The sequence below is a fragment of the Pseudarthrobacter sp. genome, assembly GCF_036675385.1.
Lineage (GTDB): Bacteria > Actinomycetota > Actinomycetes > Actinomycetales > Micrococcaceae > Arthrobacter.
Window position 1 is genome coordinate 1 of sequence record NZ_JAKFFD010000226.1, and the last position, 17,519, is coordinate 17,519.

Sequence of the window (17,519 nt, forward strand, 5' to 3'; positions counted from 1 at the left end):
TGGTCCTCCAGCTCGTCGATGTCGGCGGCGGAGATCGCCTGGCGGCGCTGGACGTATCCGCGCCACTGTTCGATCTGGGCCTCCAGTTCCGCGTGCGGCTCCATCATGCCCATCCCGCGGCCGGGGCGGGCGGTTGCTGGGCCGTCTGCCACACCTGGCGCAGTGCCGAGGCGACGACGGACCACTGCTCCTGCCTGTCGGCGAGTGCATCCCGGCCGGCCGGCGTGATCGCGTAGTGCTTGCGCCGGCGCCCGGCCTCGGAGGTGCCCCACAACGACGACACGTAGCCGAGCCGTTCCAGCCGGTGAAGCAGCGGATAGAGCATGCCGTCGGTCCATTGCATGCCCCCGCCCGACAGCTCACTCACGCGTTTGAGGATCGCGTAGCCGTACAGATCGCCCTCCGTCAGTATCCCCAGCACGAGCGGGGTTGCCGACGCGGCGACCAGGTCCTTATCGATGCGCATGGCACCTCCTATACATAGAACTGTAAGGCATTGGAGCATAGCAGTTCTAGGTATAGCAAGCGGCGTCGTAAGATCGAGTTAGTGCGTGCCCGCCCGCTCCTCGATGGGCCGCGGCGGCCGGGACCAGCAGCGGCCATGCGGAGTGAGGCGTTCACCATCGCTACCTCACCTGACAGGAGACTTACCATTGAAGGTATTGATCATGACGCTGGGGACGCGCGGGGATGTCCAGCCGTTCATAGCGCTGGCTCGGGGATTGCTCGCTGCCGGGCACGAGGTGGTGCTCGCCGCGCCGCAACGGTTCGCCGGATTCGTCGCCGGTCATGGCGTGCCCTTCGCTGGAGTGGATGACGGCCCGATGCGGTTGATGGACGACCCGGCACGTGTGGGTGCGATGATCGAGGGAGGGATGGGGGCACGCCTGCGACAGGTGCGGACCATGCCGGCCATGTTCACCCAACTGCTGGCCGACTGCTGGGCCGTCGCCTCACACGGTGCGGGTGCCGGTGCGGATGTCGTGGTGCACAACGGCCAGATCATCGCCGGGCAGCACGTGGCCGAGAAGCTCGGTATCCCGGCGGTGCTTGCTCTGCCGATACCAATGTACGTGCCGACCAGCGAGTTTCCCTGGCCGGGCGTGGAACTGCCGACATGGCTGCCGGCTCTGGCAAATCGGGCCACATTCAAGGGAATGCAGGGCGCGGCGGCGATGTTCGGCCGGGTCGTCGACCGGTGGCGCGAAGAAACCCTCGGTCTCCCTCGCCGCCGCGGTCGGCACGACCCGTTGCGTCGACCCGACAACGGCCAGGCTCCGGTACTGCACGCGTTCAGTCCCTCGGTGCTGCCCCCGCCACCGGACTGGCCGGACTCGGTGCACACCACCGGCTACTGGTTTCTCCCGCCCTCGGACGAGGCACTGCCGCCGCAAGTCGAGGACTTCCTCCGCGCCGGTGACACGCCGGTGTTCGTCGGGTTCGGCTCGATGTCCGGCCTAGACCCCGTGCGCACCACCGCCCTGGTCTTGGAAGCCGCACGCCGGGCAGGGACACGCCTGGTGGTCGGCGCAGGATGGGGCGGACTGGACAGCAGCACGTCAGGTGATGATGTTCTTGCCGTGGAGGATGTGGACTACCAACGGTTGTTCCCTCGCGTGGCTGCCGTGGTTCACCATGGGGGCGCCGGGACAACCGGCACCGCATTCGCCTCCGGGCGCCCGCAAGTGGTGTGCCCGTTCGTTGCCGACCAGCCGTTCTGGGCCCGGCTCGCACACAACCGCGGCGTCGCTCCCGCACCACAGCCGCAACGCCACCTCACGGCAGCCGGCCTCGCCTCCGCCATCACCACCGCCGCCACAGATCCCGATATGGCACGCGCCGCCGAAGAAATGGGCCACCGTGTACGCGCCGAGGACGGAATATCCGCAGCGGTGACCGCACTGGAGCGCATCGCGGAGCCATAAGCACGGGGCGCGTGGCGGGGGTGTGCCAGCTCTGGCTTGCTGGGTGTTTCCCATGGTGCGAGGCGCGAGGCTAGCCGATGATGGGTCGTTCTTCCGGGAGCTGGTAGAGCCGGGGCCGGGCGGACAGTGCGAGGGCGGAGGCGACGGTGATGGTGCCGATACGGCCCGTGAACATGAGAACCATGATCACCCACTGGGCGCTGGGTGGAAGGCTGGCAGTGATGCCGGCGCTCAGTCCTACGGTGGCGAACGCGGAAATGGATTCGAAGAGGACCTTGTCCAGGCTGTGGTCGGTGAACATGAGAAGCAGCAGGGTGCCGCTGACCACCGCGGCGACACCGAGAAGTGCGACGGACAGGGCCTGGCGTTGCACGGAAGAGCTGATGGAGCGGTGGGCGATGGTGACGTGGTCCCGGCCGCGGATTTCGTTCCAGATCGCGAATCCAAGGACCAGGAACGTGGTGATCTTGATGCCGCCGGCGGTGCCTGCGCTGCCCCCGCCGATGAACATCAGGATGTTAGTGACCATCAGCGTCTCGGGTGCGGCAGCGGCGTAGTCGATGCTGTTGAATCCGGCGGTGCGGGGAAAGACGCTTCCTGCCAGGGTCGCCAGGAGTTTCCCTCCCAGTGACATGGACCCCAGGGTCTCCTCCCTGTTCCACTCCAGGGCTGCGAAGAGCGCGAACCCGGCCGCGAGGAGTACGAGCGTGCCGTAGACGGTCAGACGAAGGTGGACGGTCCAGTCTTTTATCCTGACACCGCCCCTCAGCAGGGCGATGAGTACGGGGAATCCGAGCCCTCCGGCGATCACCGCCATGCAGACCGGGATGATGATCCAGGGGTCGTCGGCGAAGCTGATCAGGCTGTCGCTGTAGAGGGCGAAGCCGGCGTTGTTGAACGCTGAAACAGCATGAAACGTCCCGTGCCAGAGGGCTGTGCCCGGGTTGTCGTCGTAGGCAAACCAGAAGCGGACCGTCAGAACGGCCGCCGTGATGGCTTCGAAAACAACCATGATCCGGGCGACGCGGAAAAGGACCGAGCGGACGTCGCCGAAGTTCAGGGTGTGCGTTTCGGACTGTGCGACCAGCTGGCCCCGGAGCCCGATGCTCTTACGCACGAGCAGCGCCAACAATGTTGCCAGTGTCATGATGCCGAATCCGCCGACTTGTATCAGCCCGAGAATCACGGCGTGTCCGAAAGGCGTCCAGAACGTTGGGGTGTCGACGGTGATCAGGCCTGTGACGCAGACAGCCGAGACGGCTGTGAACAGGGCAGGAAGTACCGGGTCGGCCTCTGCTGCCGTACGGGCGGCGGGCAGCATCAGGAGTCCGGCGCCCAGGAGAATCACGGCGAGGAACGCCAGGGGTACCGAACGGACGGGATGCAGCAGCCCGCGTCCGATGCTGTCGCCTTGGGCCCTGATCCGAGATGGCATTCGCCGGCCGCCCTTCAAGGGGGCGGCATTGCGGATCTTCAGACCCTTTTCTCTTCCGTCAGCCCTCACTCTGAGATCTCCTCGGCTTCTGCTTCGACGTTGCGGATACCCCGCGGCCGCCCGGCCCTGACCCACGCCCAGTACAGGACGGCCGCGATGATCAAGGCTGCGGCCAGGCTGATAATCGGCAGGCCCCGGGAAAGGTTGGCGATCAGGGTGAACGCCACCACGGCGGCGCCGGCCACATTCATGATGAGGTAGCCGCGGCGGTGGTCATTGTGGGAAAAGCGGGCCATCGACAGCAGGCCGGCCAGGAAGCTCAGGAAAACCGACACAGCGTAAAAGAGCACAAGTTCCTGGTCGATGCCGCCGGCCGCGGCGGTGACGGCGCATGCCAGAGCGGTGAACAGCATCACGCCCCAGTAGGGAGTGTGGTGGGTGTTGGTGCGTCCCAGCACGGGAGGAAGGATGCCGACGGTAGCGCCCTGCCTGTTGGTATGGCGGGCGAGGGCCTTGAGCAGACCGGGGCCTGCCTGGAACGAGGAGCTGGCGGCGGAGAGAAGCAGCAGGGCGGTAACGAGCTGGAAGGCGGCAAAGACCGGGCCGGGAGCCGCCAGCCGGGCCAGTTCAGCGATTTGAGTGCTGTCCTCGGGCGGGATGCCGACCTGCAGGTGCGCCGCTTCCAGCGTCAGGCCCAGGGTGATCGATCCGACGATGGCAAGGGTCAGCCACAGCGTGACCCTCCCGAAGCGGCTCCGGCCGGCGTCATCGAGTTGGCCCAGTTGGGCGATCGCCGACGACGGGGCTTCCACGCCCGTGGCCAGGGCCATGGCCACGGGGAAGGCCAGTACGACGGCGATGACCGGGGCGTGTCCGGGGGTGTCGGTGATGGTCCCCACCGGGTGCGGGGTGGCGCCCAGGCCGTAGAAGAGGACGAGGGCGGAGACGATGATGAACCCCACGGTCATCGCGGCGAACACCAGCCGCCCCAGATGCCCGAACCATGTTGCGGCGCCGACAAGGATGACAAGTGCCAGGGCGAGCAGCAGCCGCCAGGGCGCGAGGGCGGGAAAGTATGCGATTGCCGCGGACGCCCCGGCCGAGACGCTGATGGCGATCGTGAGGACGAAATCGACTACCAATGCGCCGATGGGTATGAAGGACCAGCGGTCCCCGAAGGCTTCACCGACTGCTGCCGACGCTCCGCCGCCTTGCGGGTAACGGATCACCAGTTGCCGGTAATTGAGGATCACCAGGGCGATGATCGCCACGACGAGAATCATGGTGGGCACGAGCAGGGCGAGGTCGCCGTTCAGTGCGCGGAGCGCAGCTTCAATGGCGTATGCGACTGAAGACACGGGGTCGGCCATCACGGCAAACGAGAATGCCAGCAACAGCGCTGTCCGGGACCGGAGTCCGCGCCCTGGGGCTACCTTGTCAGGTGCCGGCATCGGATGGTTCCTTTCCGCTCGTCGGCCCGCCCTGCCTGTACCGGTCTGTGCACCGGCCGTCCTGCCGAGAACATCACGGAGCGTAACACCGGAAATTGCGAGCACCGCCGCCTACTGCGGAGTATTTACGAATCCTTAACGCCGCTGCTCAACGGGCCTGCAAAACCTTGACTGCTCTGCCTCAGTAATTTCGCACCCCCGGGCCGGGGGAGAATTGTGCTGCCCTTCCGAGTCCGTTGGGGTGCTTGTATGCTGTGGATCGGAGAGCCGGGAAGCCTGGTCGGCCCGTGGGCGATGCCTGCGGAACGCCCTGGCGACCGCCTCGGGTGTTCGTGTGATGACCTGAGGAGCGGACGGCTCATGAATGCAGCAGCACCTGTTATTGAAACTCTCGGCCTCGTGAAGGATTTCGGCAGGACACGGGCACTGGACGGCCTGGACCTGAGCGTCGCCGCCGGTGAAATTCACGGATTTCTGGGCCCCAACGGTGCGGGGAAATCCACAACGCTGAGGATCCTCCTGGGCCTCATCCGCCCGACGACCGGTACCGTCCGGGTGCTCGGGATGGACCCCTGGGGCGACCCCGTCAGCACGCACCGGGACATTGCCTACGTTCCCGGTGACGTGAGTTTGTGGCCCAACCTTTCCGGCGGGGAAGTCATCGACCTGCTCACCGGCCTGCGCGGCGGTGCCGACGAAACGCTGCGCCGTGAGCTCATCGAGGAGTTTGAGTTCGATCCGCGGAAGAAGGCCCGCACCTACTCGAAGGGCAACCGGCAGAAGGTCGCCCTGATCGCCGCGTTCTCCCGCCCGGCACGGCTGTATCTGCTGGATGAGCCCAGCGCGGGTCTGGACCCGGTGATGGATGCCGTGTTCCGCCGCCAGATCGAAAGGGTCAGCAGGGACGGGGCGACCGTCCTGCTCTCCAGCCACATTCTCAGCGAGGTAGAACAGCTTTGTGACCGGATCACCATCATCCGGTCCGGAAAAGCGGTCGAGAGCGGGACCCTGGGCGAACTCCGGCACCTGAAACGGACACATTTCCGGGTCACGGGACTGGCCGAGCCGGCACAGCTGGCGGCTCTGCCCGGCACACACGGGATCAGCATAAACGGCGCCTCCGCCGAGTTCGACGCCGATGCCGCCGACCTGGGTGCTGTCCTGGCCGGCATCGCCGAGCCAGGGATCAGCGGGCTATCCGTCGCACCCCCTTCCCTGGAGTCCTTGTTCCTGCGCCACTACAGTGACCGCAATGACAGCGAGGTTCGGTGATGCCCGGGGTGCTGCGGCTGGCACTGTTCCAGGCACGCAGGGACCGGGTGACGCTGCCCGTCTGGATCCTGGGTATCACTCTGCTGGGCTTTGCGACCTCCACCGCGGTCGTCACCCAATTTGGTGACGAGCCCTCGCAGGCTGCGATCCTGACCCTGGCAGCTACGAACCCTGCGTTCCTCTTCCTCCGCGGCCTGCCCGACGGCACCGGCATCGGGCCGGTCGTGTTCTTCCAGGGCTACGCCTTCACGGCCGTGCTGGCGGGACTGATGAGTACTTTCTTGGTGGTGCGGCACACCCGCACCGATGAAGAGCTGGGACGGGCCGAACTCCTCAGCTCGGTCCCGCTCCCGCGGGCAGCATCCCTGGCGGCGACGCTTCTGCTGGGCGCGGCCGCGAACCTGCTGCTGGCCGTGTTCGTTGCCGCCGGTTTCGTCGCGGCCGGGCTGGACGTTCCCGGCGCAGCGGGCGCGGGTGCAGCCGTCGGCGCTGTCGGTCTCATCTTTGTGGGCCTTGCCGCTGTCACTGCCCAATTCCTGCCCACGGGCCGGAGTGCCAACGGTGCCGCCGCGGGCGTGGTGGGGGCGGCGTATCTGCTCCGGGGTGTGGGGGACGCGTTGGGGACTCCGGCGGCGGACCTGCTGCACGTGACGAGCGCGTGGCCGTCGTTGCTCTCGCCCATCGGCTGGGGCCAGCGATCACGGCCGTTCACCAGCCTCGACCTGTCCGCGCTGCTGGTACTCCTCGCCGCCGCAGTGGCCTTGGGAGCAGCCGCCACGCTGATCCGGCGACGCCGGGATATGGGCGCCAGCCTCCTGCCCCAGCGTGACGGCAGGGAGCGGGCCGGAGCCGGAGGCACCTCGTTCGTGGGCCTGGCCTGGCGCCTGCAACGCTCAACCCTGGCCGGATGGTGCATCGGGGCAGCGACATTGGGCGCCGTGGCGGGCGCCCTGGGTCCCCTGGTTTCGGAGACGGTGTCCAGTGTGGCGCCGCTGCGGGACCTGATTTCCCGGCTCGTGCCCGGCGGCCAGGCCGGCCTGATCGACGTGTTCGTTACGGCCCTGCTTGGCGTGGCCGGCGTGTTCGCGGCCGCGGCAGGCATCCAGGCGGTGCTGCGGATGCGGGCAGAAGAGGCCGAGGGCAGATCCGAGCTCCTTCTGGCCGCGCCGCTGTCCCGGGCCCGGTGGCTTGGTGCGAACGTGGTCATCGCGGCCGTCTCCGCTGTCGTGGTCGCAGGAACAGCCGGCAGCGCTGCCGCCCTCGGCCTGGGACTCTCGGGCGCGGCCAACGGACCCGCCGGGTACTTGGTGGCCGCAGCGCTGGCGCACGTTCCGGCCGCACTGGTGTTCCTGGCCGCGGCCTCCGTGGTCTTCGCGTCCGTACCGCGGCTCAGTATTCTGCTGGGTTGGGGGATGCTGGCGGCAGGGCTCGTCCTGGGCGAATTCGGGGAGTTGTTCGGCCTGCCGGTGTGGCTGCAGGACGTGAGCCCGTTCCGGCATTCTTCGGCCATGCCCGTGGAACCGTTCGACCCGGCAGGGGCGCTGGCCATGGCCGTCATCGCGGCGGCCTTGGCATCCCTGGCTGCCTATTGCGTCCAGCGCCGTGACCTCACCGCGTGAAGGGCGTCATGTGCGAACCTCCCGCCGGGGTCAGGACTGGACGGCGCGTAGCTCCGCAGCGCCCGGGGTGACCATGACTTGGACCGGGTTGGGAACTGACAGACTGTGGATATGGCAAGGGGAACTCTTCGCATTTTTCTGGGGGCAGCGCCGGGGGTGGGCATGACTTTTGCCATGTTGCAGGAGGCCCACCAGTTGCTCGGCGGCGGCAGGGATGTTGTTGTCGGCATCGCCGTGGACCATGGCCGGCTGGAAACGCGGGAACTCATGACAGGGCTGGAGGTCATTACCGCGCGGCTGGCGGAGCCCGACAGCCTTGGCGTGCAGGAGATGGACGTGGATTCAGTGTTGGCCCGGCACCCTGAGGTTGCCGTCGTTGATGAGTATGCTCATGCCAACGCTCCTGGGAGTCGGAACGCTCAGCGGTGGCAGGACATCGAGGCGCTGCTCGACGCAGGCATTGATGTGCTCTCCACCGTTAACGTCCAGAACCTTGCCTCTCTGGGGGACGTCGTGTCCGCCATCACCCAGGTGCCTCAGAACGAATCGATTCCTGATGAGGTCGTGCGCAGGGCAGATCAGATCGAACTCGTGGACATTTCTCCGGAATTGCTGCGCCAGCGGCTCGCTGATGGAAACATCTATCCCAGAGACAGAGTTGACGCTGCCCTGGCAAATGAATTCCGGCTCGGCAACCTCTTCGCGCTGCGGGAGGTCGCCCTGATCTGGCTGGCAGACAGAGTCGATGAAGGGCTGGCGAAATACCGGGCCAGCCAGGGCATCACAGCAAACTGGCCGGCGCGCGAACGGGTGGTCGTCGGCCTCACAGGGGGCCCGGAGGGCGAGGTGCTCGTCCGGCGGGCATCGAGGATTCTATCGAGGGTAAATGGCGGAGACCTTTTGGCTGTTCATGTTCGCCATTCTGACGGCCAACCTGCGGAGTCGCCGCTGGCTCTGGAGGCTCAGCGCCAGCTTGTGACCGATCTGGGCGGAAGTTACCACACGGTATCCGGCGACGACATAGCAGAGACTTTGCTGGAGTTTGCCCGTAGCGTCAATGCAACCCAGATTGTCGTGGGGGTCTCGCGGGGCCGGCTGAGCAGCCGGCTGCTGGGCAGCGGCGTGGGGTCCAAGGTGGTTAGGGGCTCCGGCGACATCGACGTTCACATGGTCTCCCACCCCCTGGGCAGTCGCGGACTGCCCAAGGTCAGCTCCGGAGGGCTGGGGCGGGCCAGAACTACCGTGGGCTTTGTCTTGGCGGTACTCGTCCCTGTCCTGGCCACCGCGTTGATGTCGCTTGGCCCGGAGTTGAACTTTGCAACTCATGTGCTGGTCCATCTGACCGGAGTGATGGCGGTGGCATTCATCGGGGGTCTGTGGCCCGCGGTGCTCGCTGCGATTCTGGACTCGTTGCTGCTCAATTACTTCGAGACTGATCCCGTCGGGAGCTTCAGCATCAATGACCCGCAGAATCTGTTCGCTTTGCTCGTGTTCGTGGGTGCTGCCATTGCTGTGTCCCTGGTCGTGGGTCTCTCGGCCAAGCGGGCACAGGAGGCTGCCCGTGCCCGTGCCGAGGCGGCGACATTGGCGGACCTGGCCAGGGACGCCCTGATCGAAGATGACACCATTGCGGCATTCCTGGACAAGGTCCGTGAGACCTTCCAGGTCCGCTCCGCCGGACTGTTCACCAGAGCTGCGGACGCTGGTGGCTGGGATCTTCAGGCGCATTCAGGAGAAGCGCCGCCGCCGGCTCCAGGGTCGGGGGAATCCGACGCCGATGCGTGTGAAATGGCAGATCCGGAGACCGCACTGGTGGTCTCGGGCAGGACGCTCACCGCCGGGGAGCGGCGGATGCTGACAGCGCACGGGGCACACCTGCTCTTACTCCGGCAGCGCCATGCACTCCACCTCAGACTAAAGAAGACCACGAAACTGGCGGAGGGCAACAGCATCCGGACGTCCATTCTGCGTGCGGTCAGCCATGACCTTCGGACACCGCTGGCGGGAATCAAGCTTGCCGTCACCGCTCTGCAGCGCCAGAAGCGACGGCTTCCTGAAGAGGTACAGGACGAAATGCTCAACACCATCGAATCCTATTCCGATCGGCTCGATGCCCTGATCGCGAACCTCCTGGACATGTCCCGAATATCCAGCGGATCCACCGCCCCGCTCACATCTCCGGTGACCTGGCGTGATGCCATCGAAGATGCGCTGCGGGGGCTGCCGGAAGGAGCCATACGGATTGATCTTGCTCCGAACATGCCAGCCATCGATGCCGACATTGGCATGCTGGAACGCGTTATCGCCAATATCGTGGAGAACGCCCTGAAATACGCCCCCGGCTCTGACATTGTCATCATCGGACCCTCCAGCGGATCAGGGGCCGCCACCATCGAAGGACGTCCCTGCGGAGAACTCCGGATCGTGGACCACGGTCAGGGTGTGCCGGCAGCGGACGTGGTCGCCATGTTTGAACCGTTCCAGCGCCTCGATGATGCGCCGGAAGGCCTCGGCATAGGGCTGGGGCTGGCTGTCGCGAAAGGTTTCACCGAAGCCATGGGTGGACTGCTGACGGCAGAACCGACGCCAGGGGGAGGACTGACGATCGTGATCCGGCTCCCTCTTTCCGCCGGATGGAACTCGCATCTCAATTCCCGCGATGGCGAAAGAGATGAGCCATGAGGACCATACTTGTCGTAGATGACGAACCCCAGCTCCTGCGAGCGTTGCAGGTAAACCTGCACGCCGAGGGATACCAGGTGCTGACCGCGCTGGACGGGACCATGGCTCTTCAGCACGCCGCGAGCCACCATCCGGATCTCATCGTTCTGGACCTTGGACTGCCCGACATCAATGGCGTGGACGTCATCACCAAAATTCGCCGTTCCAGCAGCACGCCGATCATTGTTCTCTCTGCCCGGCACGGGTCCGTGGACAAAGTCAGGGCCCTCGACGCGGGAGCGGATGACTATGTGACCAAACCTTTTGGTCTGGATGAACTTCTGGCACGGTTGCGCGTTGCCGAACGCCGCCTCGGAACATCCGACGGAGACGAACAAGACCTGACAGTCGACGTCGGGGACTTCGAAGTGGACCTCGGAAACCAGAAAGTGACCCGCGACGGCGCACCCGTGCGGCTCACCCCGCGGGAGTGGGCCATCCTGCAGCTGCTGGTCCGCAACCCGGGACGGCTCATCACCCAGCAGCAGATGCTGGCGAAGATCTGGGGCCCAGGTTACGACGGCGAAACTCAATACCTGCGTGTCTATATGGGACAGTTGCGCCGCAAGCTTGAAGCTGACCCGGCTCGGCCCCGCCACCTTCTCACCGAAGCCGGAATGGGATACCGCTTCGAGCCTTAGTCCGCCTCTGAACGGCGGCCGCCTCGAGATCCGGCGTCGGTCTGAGGTCCCGGACGTGGCGGCGTAAAGGATTCATCAAAAAACGCCCCTTTCTCGGTCCGCGGTTCGGCGCCGGTGTTAGTTTCGCTCTGGTTGCGGTGCAAGTTGCCGTGCGGAAAGGAACCAATGACCACGTTGAGCAGGCCGCCTGCAGACCCCTCGGCCCCCAAGCCGGCCGGGAAACAGACACTGAAGAGCTGGCTGCTCTTCGGACTCCAAGACAGCAAGGGCACCCACCTGGGCCCCGGCGGTATCACCACCGCCCACGAGAAAAAGCATCCCTGGTGGCAGGTGATGTGCCTGACAGGCGTGGACTACTTTTCCACGCTGGGCTATCAGCCCGCGATCGCGGCCTTGGCTGCCGGTGTCATCTCTCCACTGGCCACAACGGTGCTGGTCGCCGTCACTCTTTTCGGCGCCCTGCCCGTTTATCGGAGGGTCGCGGGCGACAGCCCCCGCGGTGAGGGATCCATTGCCATGCTCGAACGGCTGCTGCCGAGCTGGAGCGGCAAGCTGTTCGTCCTTGTCCTGCTTGGGTTCGCCGCCACTGACTTCATGATCACCATGACCCTCTCGGCCGCGGATGCCAGCGAGCACCTGATCCACAACCCCTTAGTTCCCGCCGGGTTCCAGGGGCAGAACGTCCTGGTCACCCTCTTCCTCCTGGCTCTCCTGGCGGCCGTGTTCCTGCGCGGCTTTAAGGAAGCCATCGGGGTCGCCGTCGCGATTGTTGTCGTGTACCTCAGCCTCAACGCCGTCATCGTGGTCGCAGCAACTGTTCAAGTCTTCACCCACCCTGTTGCCGTCGCTGACTGGTCGACGGCATTGTGGACTTCCCACGGCGATCCCCTCATGGCGGTTGCCTTCGCCCTGCTCGTTTTCCCGAAACTGGCACTGGGACTGTCCGGATTCGAAACCGGAGTGGCGGTTATGCCACAGGTCAGGGGCGACGAGGACGATACCGAGGAAAATCCTGCGGGCCGCATCCGCGGAACGCGCCGCATGCTGACAACGGCCGCCGTAATTATGAGCACCTTCCTGATTACCACCAGCTTCATCACAGTGGTGCTGATCCCGGAGCAGGAATTCCAGGACGGTGGAGTGGCCAGCGGTCGCGCCCTGGCCTACCTCGCCCACGAATACCTCGGCGTCGGGTTCGGCAGTATCTACGACATCAGCACCATCGCGATCCTGTGGTTCGCCGGCGCCTCCGCCATGGCCGGGCTGCTGAACCTGGTCCCCAGATACCTTCCCCGGTATGGGATGGCGCCAGGATGGGCCAAAGCTGTCCGCCCCCTGGTGCTCGTCTTCACGCTGGTTGGGTTCCTGATCACCTACCTCTTTGACGCTGACGTGAATGCCCAGGGTGGGGCATATGCCACCGGCGTGCTGGTCCTGATGACCTCGGCCGCCGTTGCAGTCACGCTCTCGGCCCGGCGCCGGAAACAGCGCAAACGCACTGTCGGATTCAGCATGATCGCCGTGGTGTTCACCTACACCACCATCGCCAACATCTTCGAACGGCCTGAAGGCATCAGGATCGCGGGTATCTTCATCCTGGGCATCATTGTGATCTCACTGCTCTCGCGGATCCGGCGTTCCTTTGAACTGCACGCCACCCGGGTTCACCTTGATCAAGAAGCGCTGCAATTCATGTCCCCCAACGTCGACGGACCCATAGCGATCATCGCCCATGAACCACTCCGCACTTCCGCCGAGGCGTACCGGGACAAGCTGAGGTCCGCCATTGAGGTCAGTCATCTGCCCTTCGAACACGAGGCTCTGTTCCTGGAAGTGATAGTGGATGATTCCTCCGACTTCGAAACGGAACTGCAGGTGCGCGGCGTGACGCGGCATGGGTACCGCATCCTGGAGGTCCACGGCCCTGTCGTGCCAAACACCATTGCTTCCGTCCTGCTTCATATCCGGGACGTGACAGGTTTAATGCCCCACATCTACTTCCGCTGGACTGAAGGCAACCCGGTGACTAACCTCCTGCGGTTCCTGTTCCTCGGCGAGGGCGAAATCGCTCCCGTCACCCGTGAAGTGCTGCGGGAGGCCGTGCCCGATGTCACCAACCGCCCGTGGGTCCACGTCGGCTGACCGTGGACCAGCCCACACCATCACATTCGTTCAACCAAGGAGAGGCGGAGCCTGCCGATGGGCTGGCATCAAAGAGATCCAGAGGGCGGGGTGAGGTTCGCTGCGTCGCCAGGTGCCGTGGAGGGCTACGAAGGCCGCAGAGTGGAGGGCGCTGCCTATCGCCCGCCGGCGGGCTACCTCTTCACGGACGAGGCCGGAGCCACGTGGTGGATTATTTTCCAGATATCTCCGGACCCGGGTTCTCACGGATCCGAAGTTCGCGGCGATGTCCTGGCCTGCAGCGCAGCCCACGAGGAGCGTGTTCACGTGCGGGTTCTGGCCTCCGATGTGCTCCGCGTCGACGCTGATGCTGCATTCCGCCAGAACCCACCGTCAAGCTACGAAGAAGCCGTAGAGGTTGCCGCCAGCATCCCCCGAACCGACACATAGTTCCGTCCCGTGAGGGCGTTAGGCAACGCGTCCCCAACGAGGCGCTGCGTTTATCACACCCTCAGTTGGCGTCCCGCAGATGTACTCAGGCATTAGATGTCATGAAGGCACTGACAGCCGCTTGGGCTTCTGCGTGCGCCGGTCCGAGCCAGAACAGATGGTTCGGGGTGGACAATTCGACGAGCGTGGCTCCGGGGATGGTGCGTGTGTAGTCTTCTGCGTGGGCGAAAGAGACACCGGCATCATGGCGTGACGCAGTCACCAACGTCGGACAGCTGATCTGGGTTTGGACCAGTCGGCGATACCAGGCACGGTCGGGTCGGGCCTGCTGCAGATCGTTGACGAACCCGCTACCGGAGCGCATCGTCCGGAACAACTCCCGTGCCCGGTCCTTGTCCTCCAGAGACCAGGTCTGCCACCAGCCGTCTACAGGCGTTTTTGATAGTGCGCCGACCATCCGGCGTAGCCCGGCATCGGAATCGATCAAGCGTGCCACCGACTTCCACGTCAAGCTCTGCAGCGCGGGAGAGAAAGCCAATGGGCCGAACAGTGTTTCGAGGCGTGTGTCCGGATATGCGACCGTTGAAGGAGCGCAGCTATGCAGGACCAGCCGTGGTACCAATTCGGGAAGGGACCGTGCCGTGTGAAGGGCCTGCATGCCGCCGAAGGAGACGCCAACAGCGCCTGCAGTCTGGTCGATACCCAGATCCTCGCAGCACTCAGCCACGGCCGGGACAAACTCGGCGGCATACAGGCGCCCCACGTCTGTGTTCCCGTAGCCAGGGCGTGAGAAGGCCAGCACCCCGTGCCCTTCTGAGGTGTAAAGGCTCCAACCGCAATCGCTGGCCGCAGAGCAATGTCCACCGGGGAAGAACAGCACGGCCGGTTTGTCCCCGGGCCGGTACATGACTTCCACAGGACCCAGGCGTGTTTGGATCACTCGAGTCTTGCTCACTGTCCAACCCTATGGCGAGAGTCTCCGACACCACCATGCAGCGCGCCAGAATGTGTGGAAGGGGCCCCATTCCGGTAACGGCGGGTTCAGTGGCCCCCCGCCCGTAGACTGGGGGCAGGTGAGCCGGGAAGTCTGGTCGGCACAGTATTTGTCGACCCAACGATCAGGACCCCATGAACCAGAACCCACCCTCAACTCCGCCGCGCGGATCCACCGTCTTCGGACGCGGTAGCTATGCCGAAGCCCTGCGCATCGGCGCGATACTGCGGAAAGAAGCCGTCGGAGGCGCCCTGCTGGTCGGCGCCGCCGTTATAGCGCTCATCTGGGCGAACTCGCCGTGGGCCGAAAGCTATTTCGCCCTGCGGGACTTCAAGATCGGCTACGAGCCCTGGCACCTGGACCTCAGCCTCGGAGCCTGGGCGGCGGACGGACTGCTGGCCGTCTTCTTCTTCTTGGTCGGCCTCGAACTCAAACGGGAGTTCGTCGCAGGAGACCTGCGGCAGATCAGCAAATCCATCGTCCCAATAGCGGCGGCGGTTGGCGGGGTCGTTGTTCCCGCGATGATCTACGCCCTGATCAACCTCACGGATCCGGAAACACTGCGGGGCTGGGCGATTCCCACCGCCACCGACATCGCCTTCGCCGTGGCCGTCCTGGCGATCATCGGGTCCCACCTGCCCAGCGCCCTGCGGATCTTCCTGCTGACCCTTGCGGTAGTCGATGACCTGATCGCAATCAGTATCATCGCTATCTTCTACACCACCGACATCCAGCCCGCGCCGCTGCTGCTGGCACTGATCCCCTTGAGCCTTTACACGTTCCTGGCCCAGAAATACCGGCGGTTCTTCGGAACCCGGCTGGCGGCGGCGTGGCTTATCCTGCTGCCCCTTGGCATCGCCACATGGGCGCTCGTGCACGCCTCAGGCATCCACGCCACCGTCGCCGGCGTGCTGCTGGGATTCGCGGTCCCCGTCATCCGGTCACAGATCAGCGGCGGACGCGGCGCCGGCCCGGGTTTGGCGGAAACCTTCGAGCACCGCTTCCGCCCTATCTCTGCCGGCGTCGCCGTGCCGATCTTCGCGTTCTTTTCCGCAGGTGTAGCTGTCGGAGGCTGGGATGGCCTGGTCTCAGCGCTGACCGACCCGGTTGCCGTGGGCATCATCCTTGCCCTTGTCCTGGGCAAACCCGCCGGCATTCTGGGAACCACCTGGATTCTCACGAAGGCAACCCGGGCACGGCTGGACGATTCCCTTAGATGGGTCGACATCTTCGGAGTCTCTGTCCTCGCGGGCATCGGATTCACCGTTTCCCTGCTCGTGGCCGAACTGAGCTTCGGTCACGGAAACATTCATGACGATCATGCCAAAGTAGGCATCCTCACCGCATCCGTCATCGCTGCACTACTGGCCGCCGCGGTACTCAGCACCAGAAACCGGCAGTACCGGCTGGCAGAAGCCGAAGAAGAAATCGACTCCGACCACGACGGCATCCCCGACGTCTACCATCAGGACCGGCGCCCCTGACCCCAGCTGCACCCGACCAGCCACCGGTAAACCTCCATGCCACTAATGCCCGGCTAGTGGCATGGGCACGTGTCGTCATCGAGGCCTTCCAGCGCTTCGACTTCCACCGCGTGCAAGCGGCCGGTCAGTTCGTTGAGGCCTTCGGATACCTCACAGGGTTTGCGCAGTTCCTCTTGACGTTCATGTTTGCACTGCCGATATTCATCGTTATGGGCATCGGTCTCGCTCGCGAAGCGTGTGGGGCTGACAGGGAGCGGTGAACGTGGTGCTCAGCGGGACAAGCGACAGTTAACCTCGTCAGATCGGGTTAGTGCGTGCCCGCCCGCCCCTCGATGGGCCGCGGGTTCTTCCACACCGACTCGCGCGGGCCGGGTGGGTACGCCGCCGTCTTTCCGGCCCAGGCGATCACCAGTGCGGCGATGACAGGGAGGGCCGCGGCGGCCGGGACCAGCAGCGGTCCGGCCACCACCAGGGCGGCGGAGCCGTAGAGGGCGCCGATGGTGATGCCCAGCTGGATGGTCAGGACCGTGAGCCCGTTGGCGGCGTCCTTGTTCTCGCGGCCGGCACGGAGGATGGCCGACTGGTTGTAGATGCCGATGGCACCCAGACCGGCGCCCCACACCGACATCAGCACCAGGGCGAAGGCGAGGCTGCCGCCCACAAACGGCAACAGCAGCATCGAGACGGCGATCGCCGCCGTCGTAATCAGGAGCGAACGGCGCGGGTGCGAGTCGACGGTGAGCCCGGCGATCCAGATGCCCAGCAGGCCGGAGACGCCCAGGACGGTGAGGGAGAGGGTGATGGCGTAGTCGGGCAGGCCGGCGTCGCGGATGTACGGGGCGATGTAGGTGAACAGCGCGAAGTGGGCCAGGACCAGCAGCGGCCAGGCGATGGCCACGGGCTTCACGCCGGGCTGGGCGATGGCAGCGCGCAGGGAGGGGCGGGCCTCGCCGGCGGCCTGCCGGACGGACGGCAGCAGGAAGAATCCGACGACGGCGAGGAGCAGGCTGAAGCCGGCGAGGGCCAGAAACGACGCGCGCCAGCCGAGGAAGCCGCCAAGTGCGGTGCCGATCGGGGCGCCGACGGCCAGGCCCAGGCTGTTGCCGCTGAAGACGATGGCCAGGGCCTTGCCCACCTTGGCAGCCGGGACCACACGCGCGACATAGGGGGCCATGGTGGTCCAGAGCAGTCCGTGGGCCAGGCCGCCCACCAGCCGCGCGATCATGGCGGAGGTGAAGTCGGGCGCGAGGCCCACCATGGCATTGCTGAGCGCGAACGTCAGCACGAGCGCCACGAGCAGGGGGCGCTTCGGGACCTTGCCGAGCAGCCGTGCGGCGGGCACCACGGTGACCACGATGACGGCGGCGTAGGCGGCGGCGAGGTAGCCGGCCACCGGTTCGGAGACG

The 17,519-nt window shown here is 65.4% G+C and carries 13 protein-coding genes; 8 read left to right on the forward strand and 5 right to left on the reverse strand.

Annotated features, from left to right (window positions below; all coding sequences use genetic code 11):
* Positions 1-103: 103 nt before the first annotated feature.
* Positions 104-466 carry a PadR family transcriptional regulator gene (locus tag V6M49_RS18470; RefSeq protein ID WP_141139692.1) on the reverse strand — a complete coding sequence of 121 codons (363 nt, stop codon included), beginning with the start codon at positions 464-466 and terminating at the stop codon, positions 104-106.
* 187 nt (positions 467-653) lie between these two features.
* Here V6M49_RS18470 and V6M49_RS18475 point away from each other — a divergent pair, with 187 nt between their 5' ends.
* Positions 654-1,925 (forward strand): glycosyltransferase, encoded by a 1,272-nt coding sequence (locus tag V6M49_RS18475; RefSeq protein WP_332762583.1) that lies wholly within the window; start codon positions 654-656, stop codon positions 1,923-1,925.
* A 70-nt stretch (positions 1,926-1,995) separates the two neighbouring features.
* Here the strand turns inward: V6M49_RS18475 and V6M49_RS18480 are convergent, their stop codons facing one another.
* Both V6M49_RS18480 and V6M49_RS18485 read right to left on the reverse strand, forming a co-directional pair.
* The gene (locus V6M49_RS18480) at positions 1,996-3,360 is read right to left on the reverse strand and encodes a TrkH family potassium uptake protein (protein WP_332762585.1); all 1,365 of its coding nucleotides are present in this window, start codon (positions 3,358-3,360) and stop codon (positions 1,996-1,998) included.
* 65 nt (positions 3,361-3,425) lie between these two features.
* Positions 3,426-4,811, reverse strand: a complete 1,386-nt coding sequence (locus V6M49_RS18485; RefSeq protein WP_332762587.1) for an amino acid permease — start codon at positions 4,809-4,811, stop codon at positions 3,426-3,428.
* 360 nt (positions 4,812-5,171) lie between these two features.
* On the opposite strand from V6M49_RS18485, the gene V6M49_RS18490 reads away from it, so the two are divergent.
* The 6 genes from V6M49_RS18490 to V6M49_RS18515 all read left to right on the forward strand — a co-directional run bounded on the left by V6M49_RS18490 (position 5,172) and on the right by V6M49_RS18515 (position 13,635).
* On the forward strand, positions 5,172-6,083 hold the full coding sequence (locus V6M49_RS18490; RefSeq protein WP_141139696.1) for an ABC transporter ATP-binding protein: 912 nt from the start codon (positions 5,172-5,174) through the stop codon (positions 6,081-6,083).
* Entirely contained in the window at positions 6,083-7,702 is a 1,620-nt protein-coding gene (locus V6M49_RS18495; protein ID WP_332762589.1) for an ABC transporter permease, read from the forward strand. Before V6M49_RS18490 ends, V6M49_RS18495 begins: the two co-directional genes overlap by 1 nt.
* A 111-nt stretch (positions 7,703-7,813) precedes the next feature.
* Positions 7,814-10,384, forward strand: coding sequence for a DUF4118 domain-containing protein (locus V6M49_RS18500; RefSeq protein ID WP_332762591.1), 2,571 nt, complete (start codon positions 7,814-7,816; stop codon positions 10,382-10,384).
* On the forward strand, positions 10,381-11,064 hold the full coding sequence (locus V6M49_RS18505; RefSeq protein ID WP_332762593.1) for a response regulator: 684 nt from the start codon (positions 10,381-10,383) through the stop codon (positions 11,062-11,064). Before V6M49_RS18500 ends, V6M49_RS18505 begins: the two co-directional genes overlap by 4 nt.
* A gap of 165 nt (positions 11,065-11,229) precedes the next feature.
* On the forward strand, positions 11,230-13,206 hold the full coding sequence (locus tag V6M49_RS18510) for an amino acid transporter (RefSeq protein ID WP_332762595.1): 1,977 nt from the start codon (positions 11,230-11,232) through the stop codon (positions 13,204-13,206).
* Positions 13,207-13,296: 90 nt separating this feature from the next.
* Entirely contained in the window at positions 13,297-13,635 is a 339-nt protein-coding gene (locus V6M49_RS18515; RefSeq protein ID WP_332762597.1) for a hypothetical protein, read from the forward strand.
* Between the two features lie 85 nt (positions 13,636-13,720).
* Here the strand turns inward: V6M49_RS18515 and V6M49_RS18520 are convergent, their stop codons facing one another.
* A complete protein-coding gene (locus tag V6M49_RS18520; protein WP_332762599.1) occupies positions 13,721-14,590 on the reverse strand; it encodes an alpha/beta fold hydrolase in 870 nt (289 codons plus the stop codon).
* A gap of 173 nt (positions 14,591-14,763) precedes the next feature.
* On the opposite strand from V6M49_RS18520, the gene nhaA reads away from it, so the two are divergent.
* On the forward strand, positions 14,764-16,113 hold the full coding sequence (gene nhaA, locus V6M49_RS18525; protein WP_332762601.1) for a Na+/H+ antiporter NhaA: 1,350 nt from the start codon (positions 14,764-14,766) through the stop codon (positions 16,111-16,113).
* Positions 16,114-16,420: 307 nt separating this feature from the next.
* Here the strand turns inward: nhaA and V6M49_RS18530 are convergent.
* On the reverse strand, positions 16,421-17,519 hold a 1,099-nt coding region (locus tag V6M49_RS18530; RefSeq protein WP_332762603.1), incomplete at its 5' end, for an MFS transporter.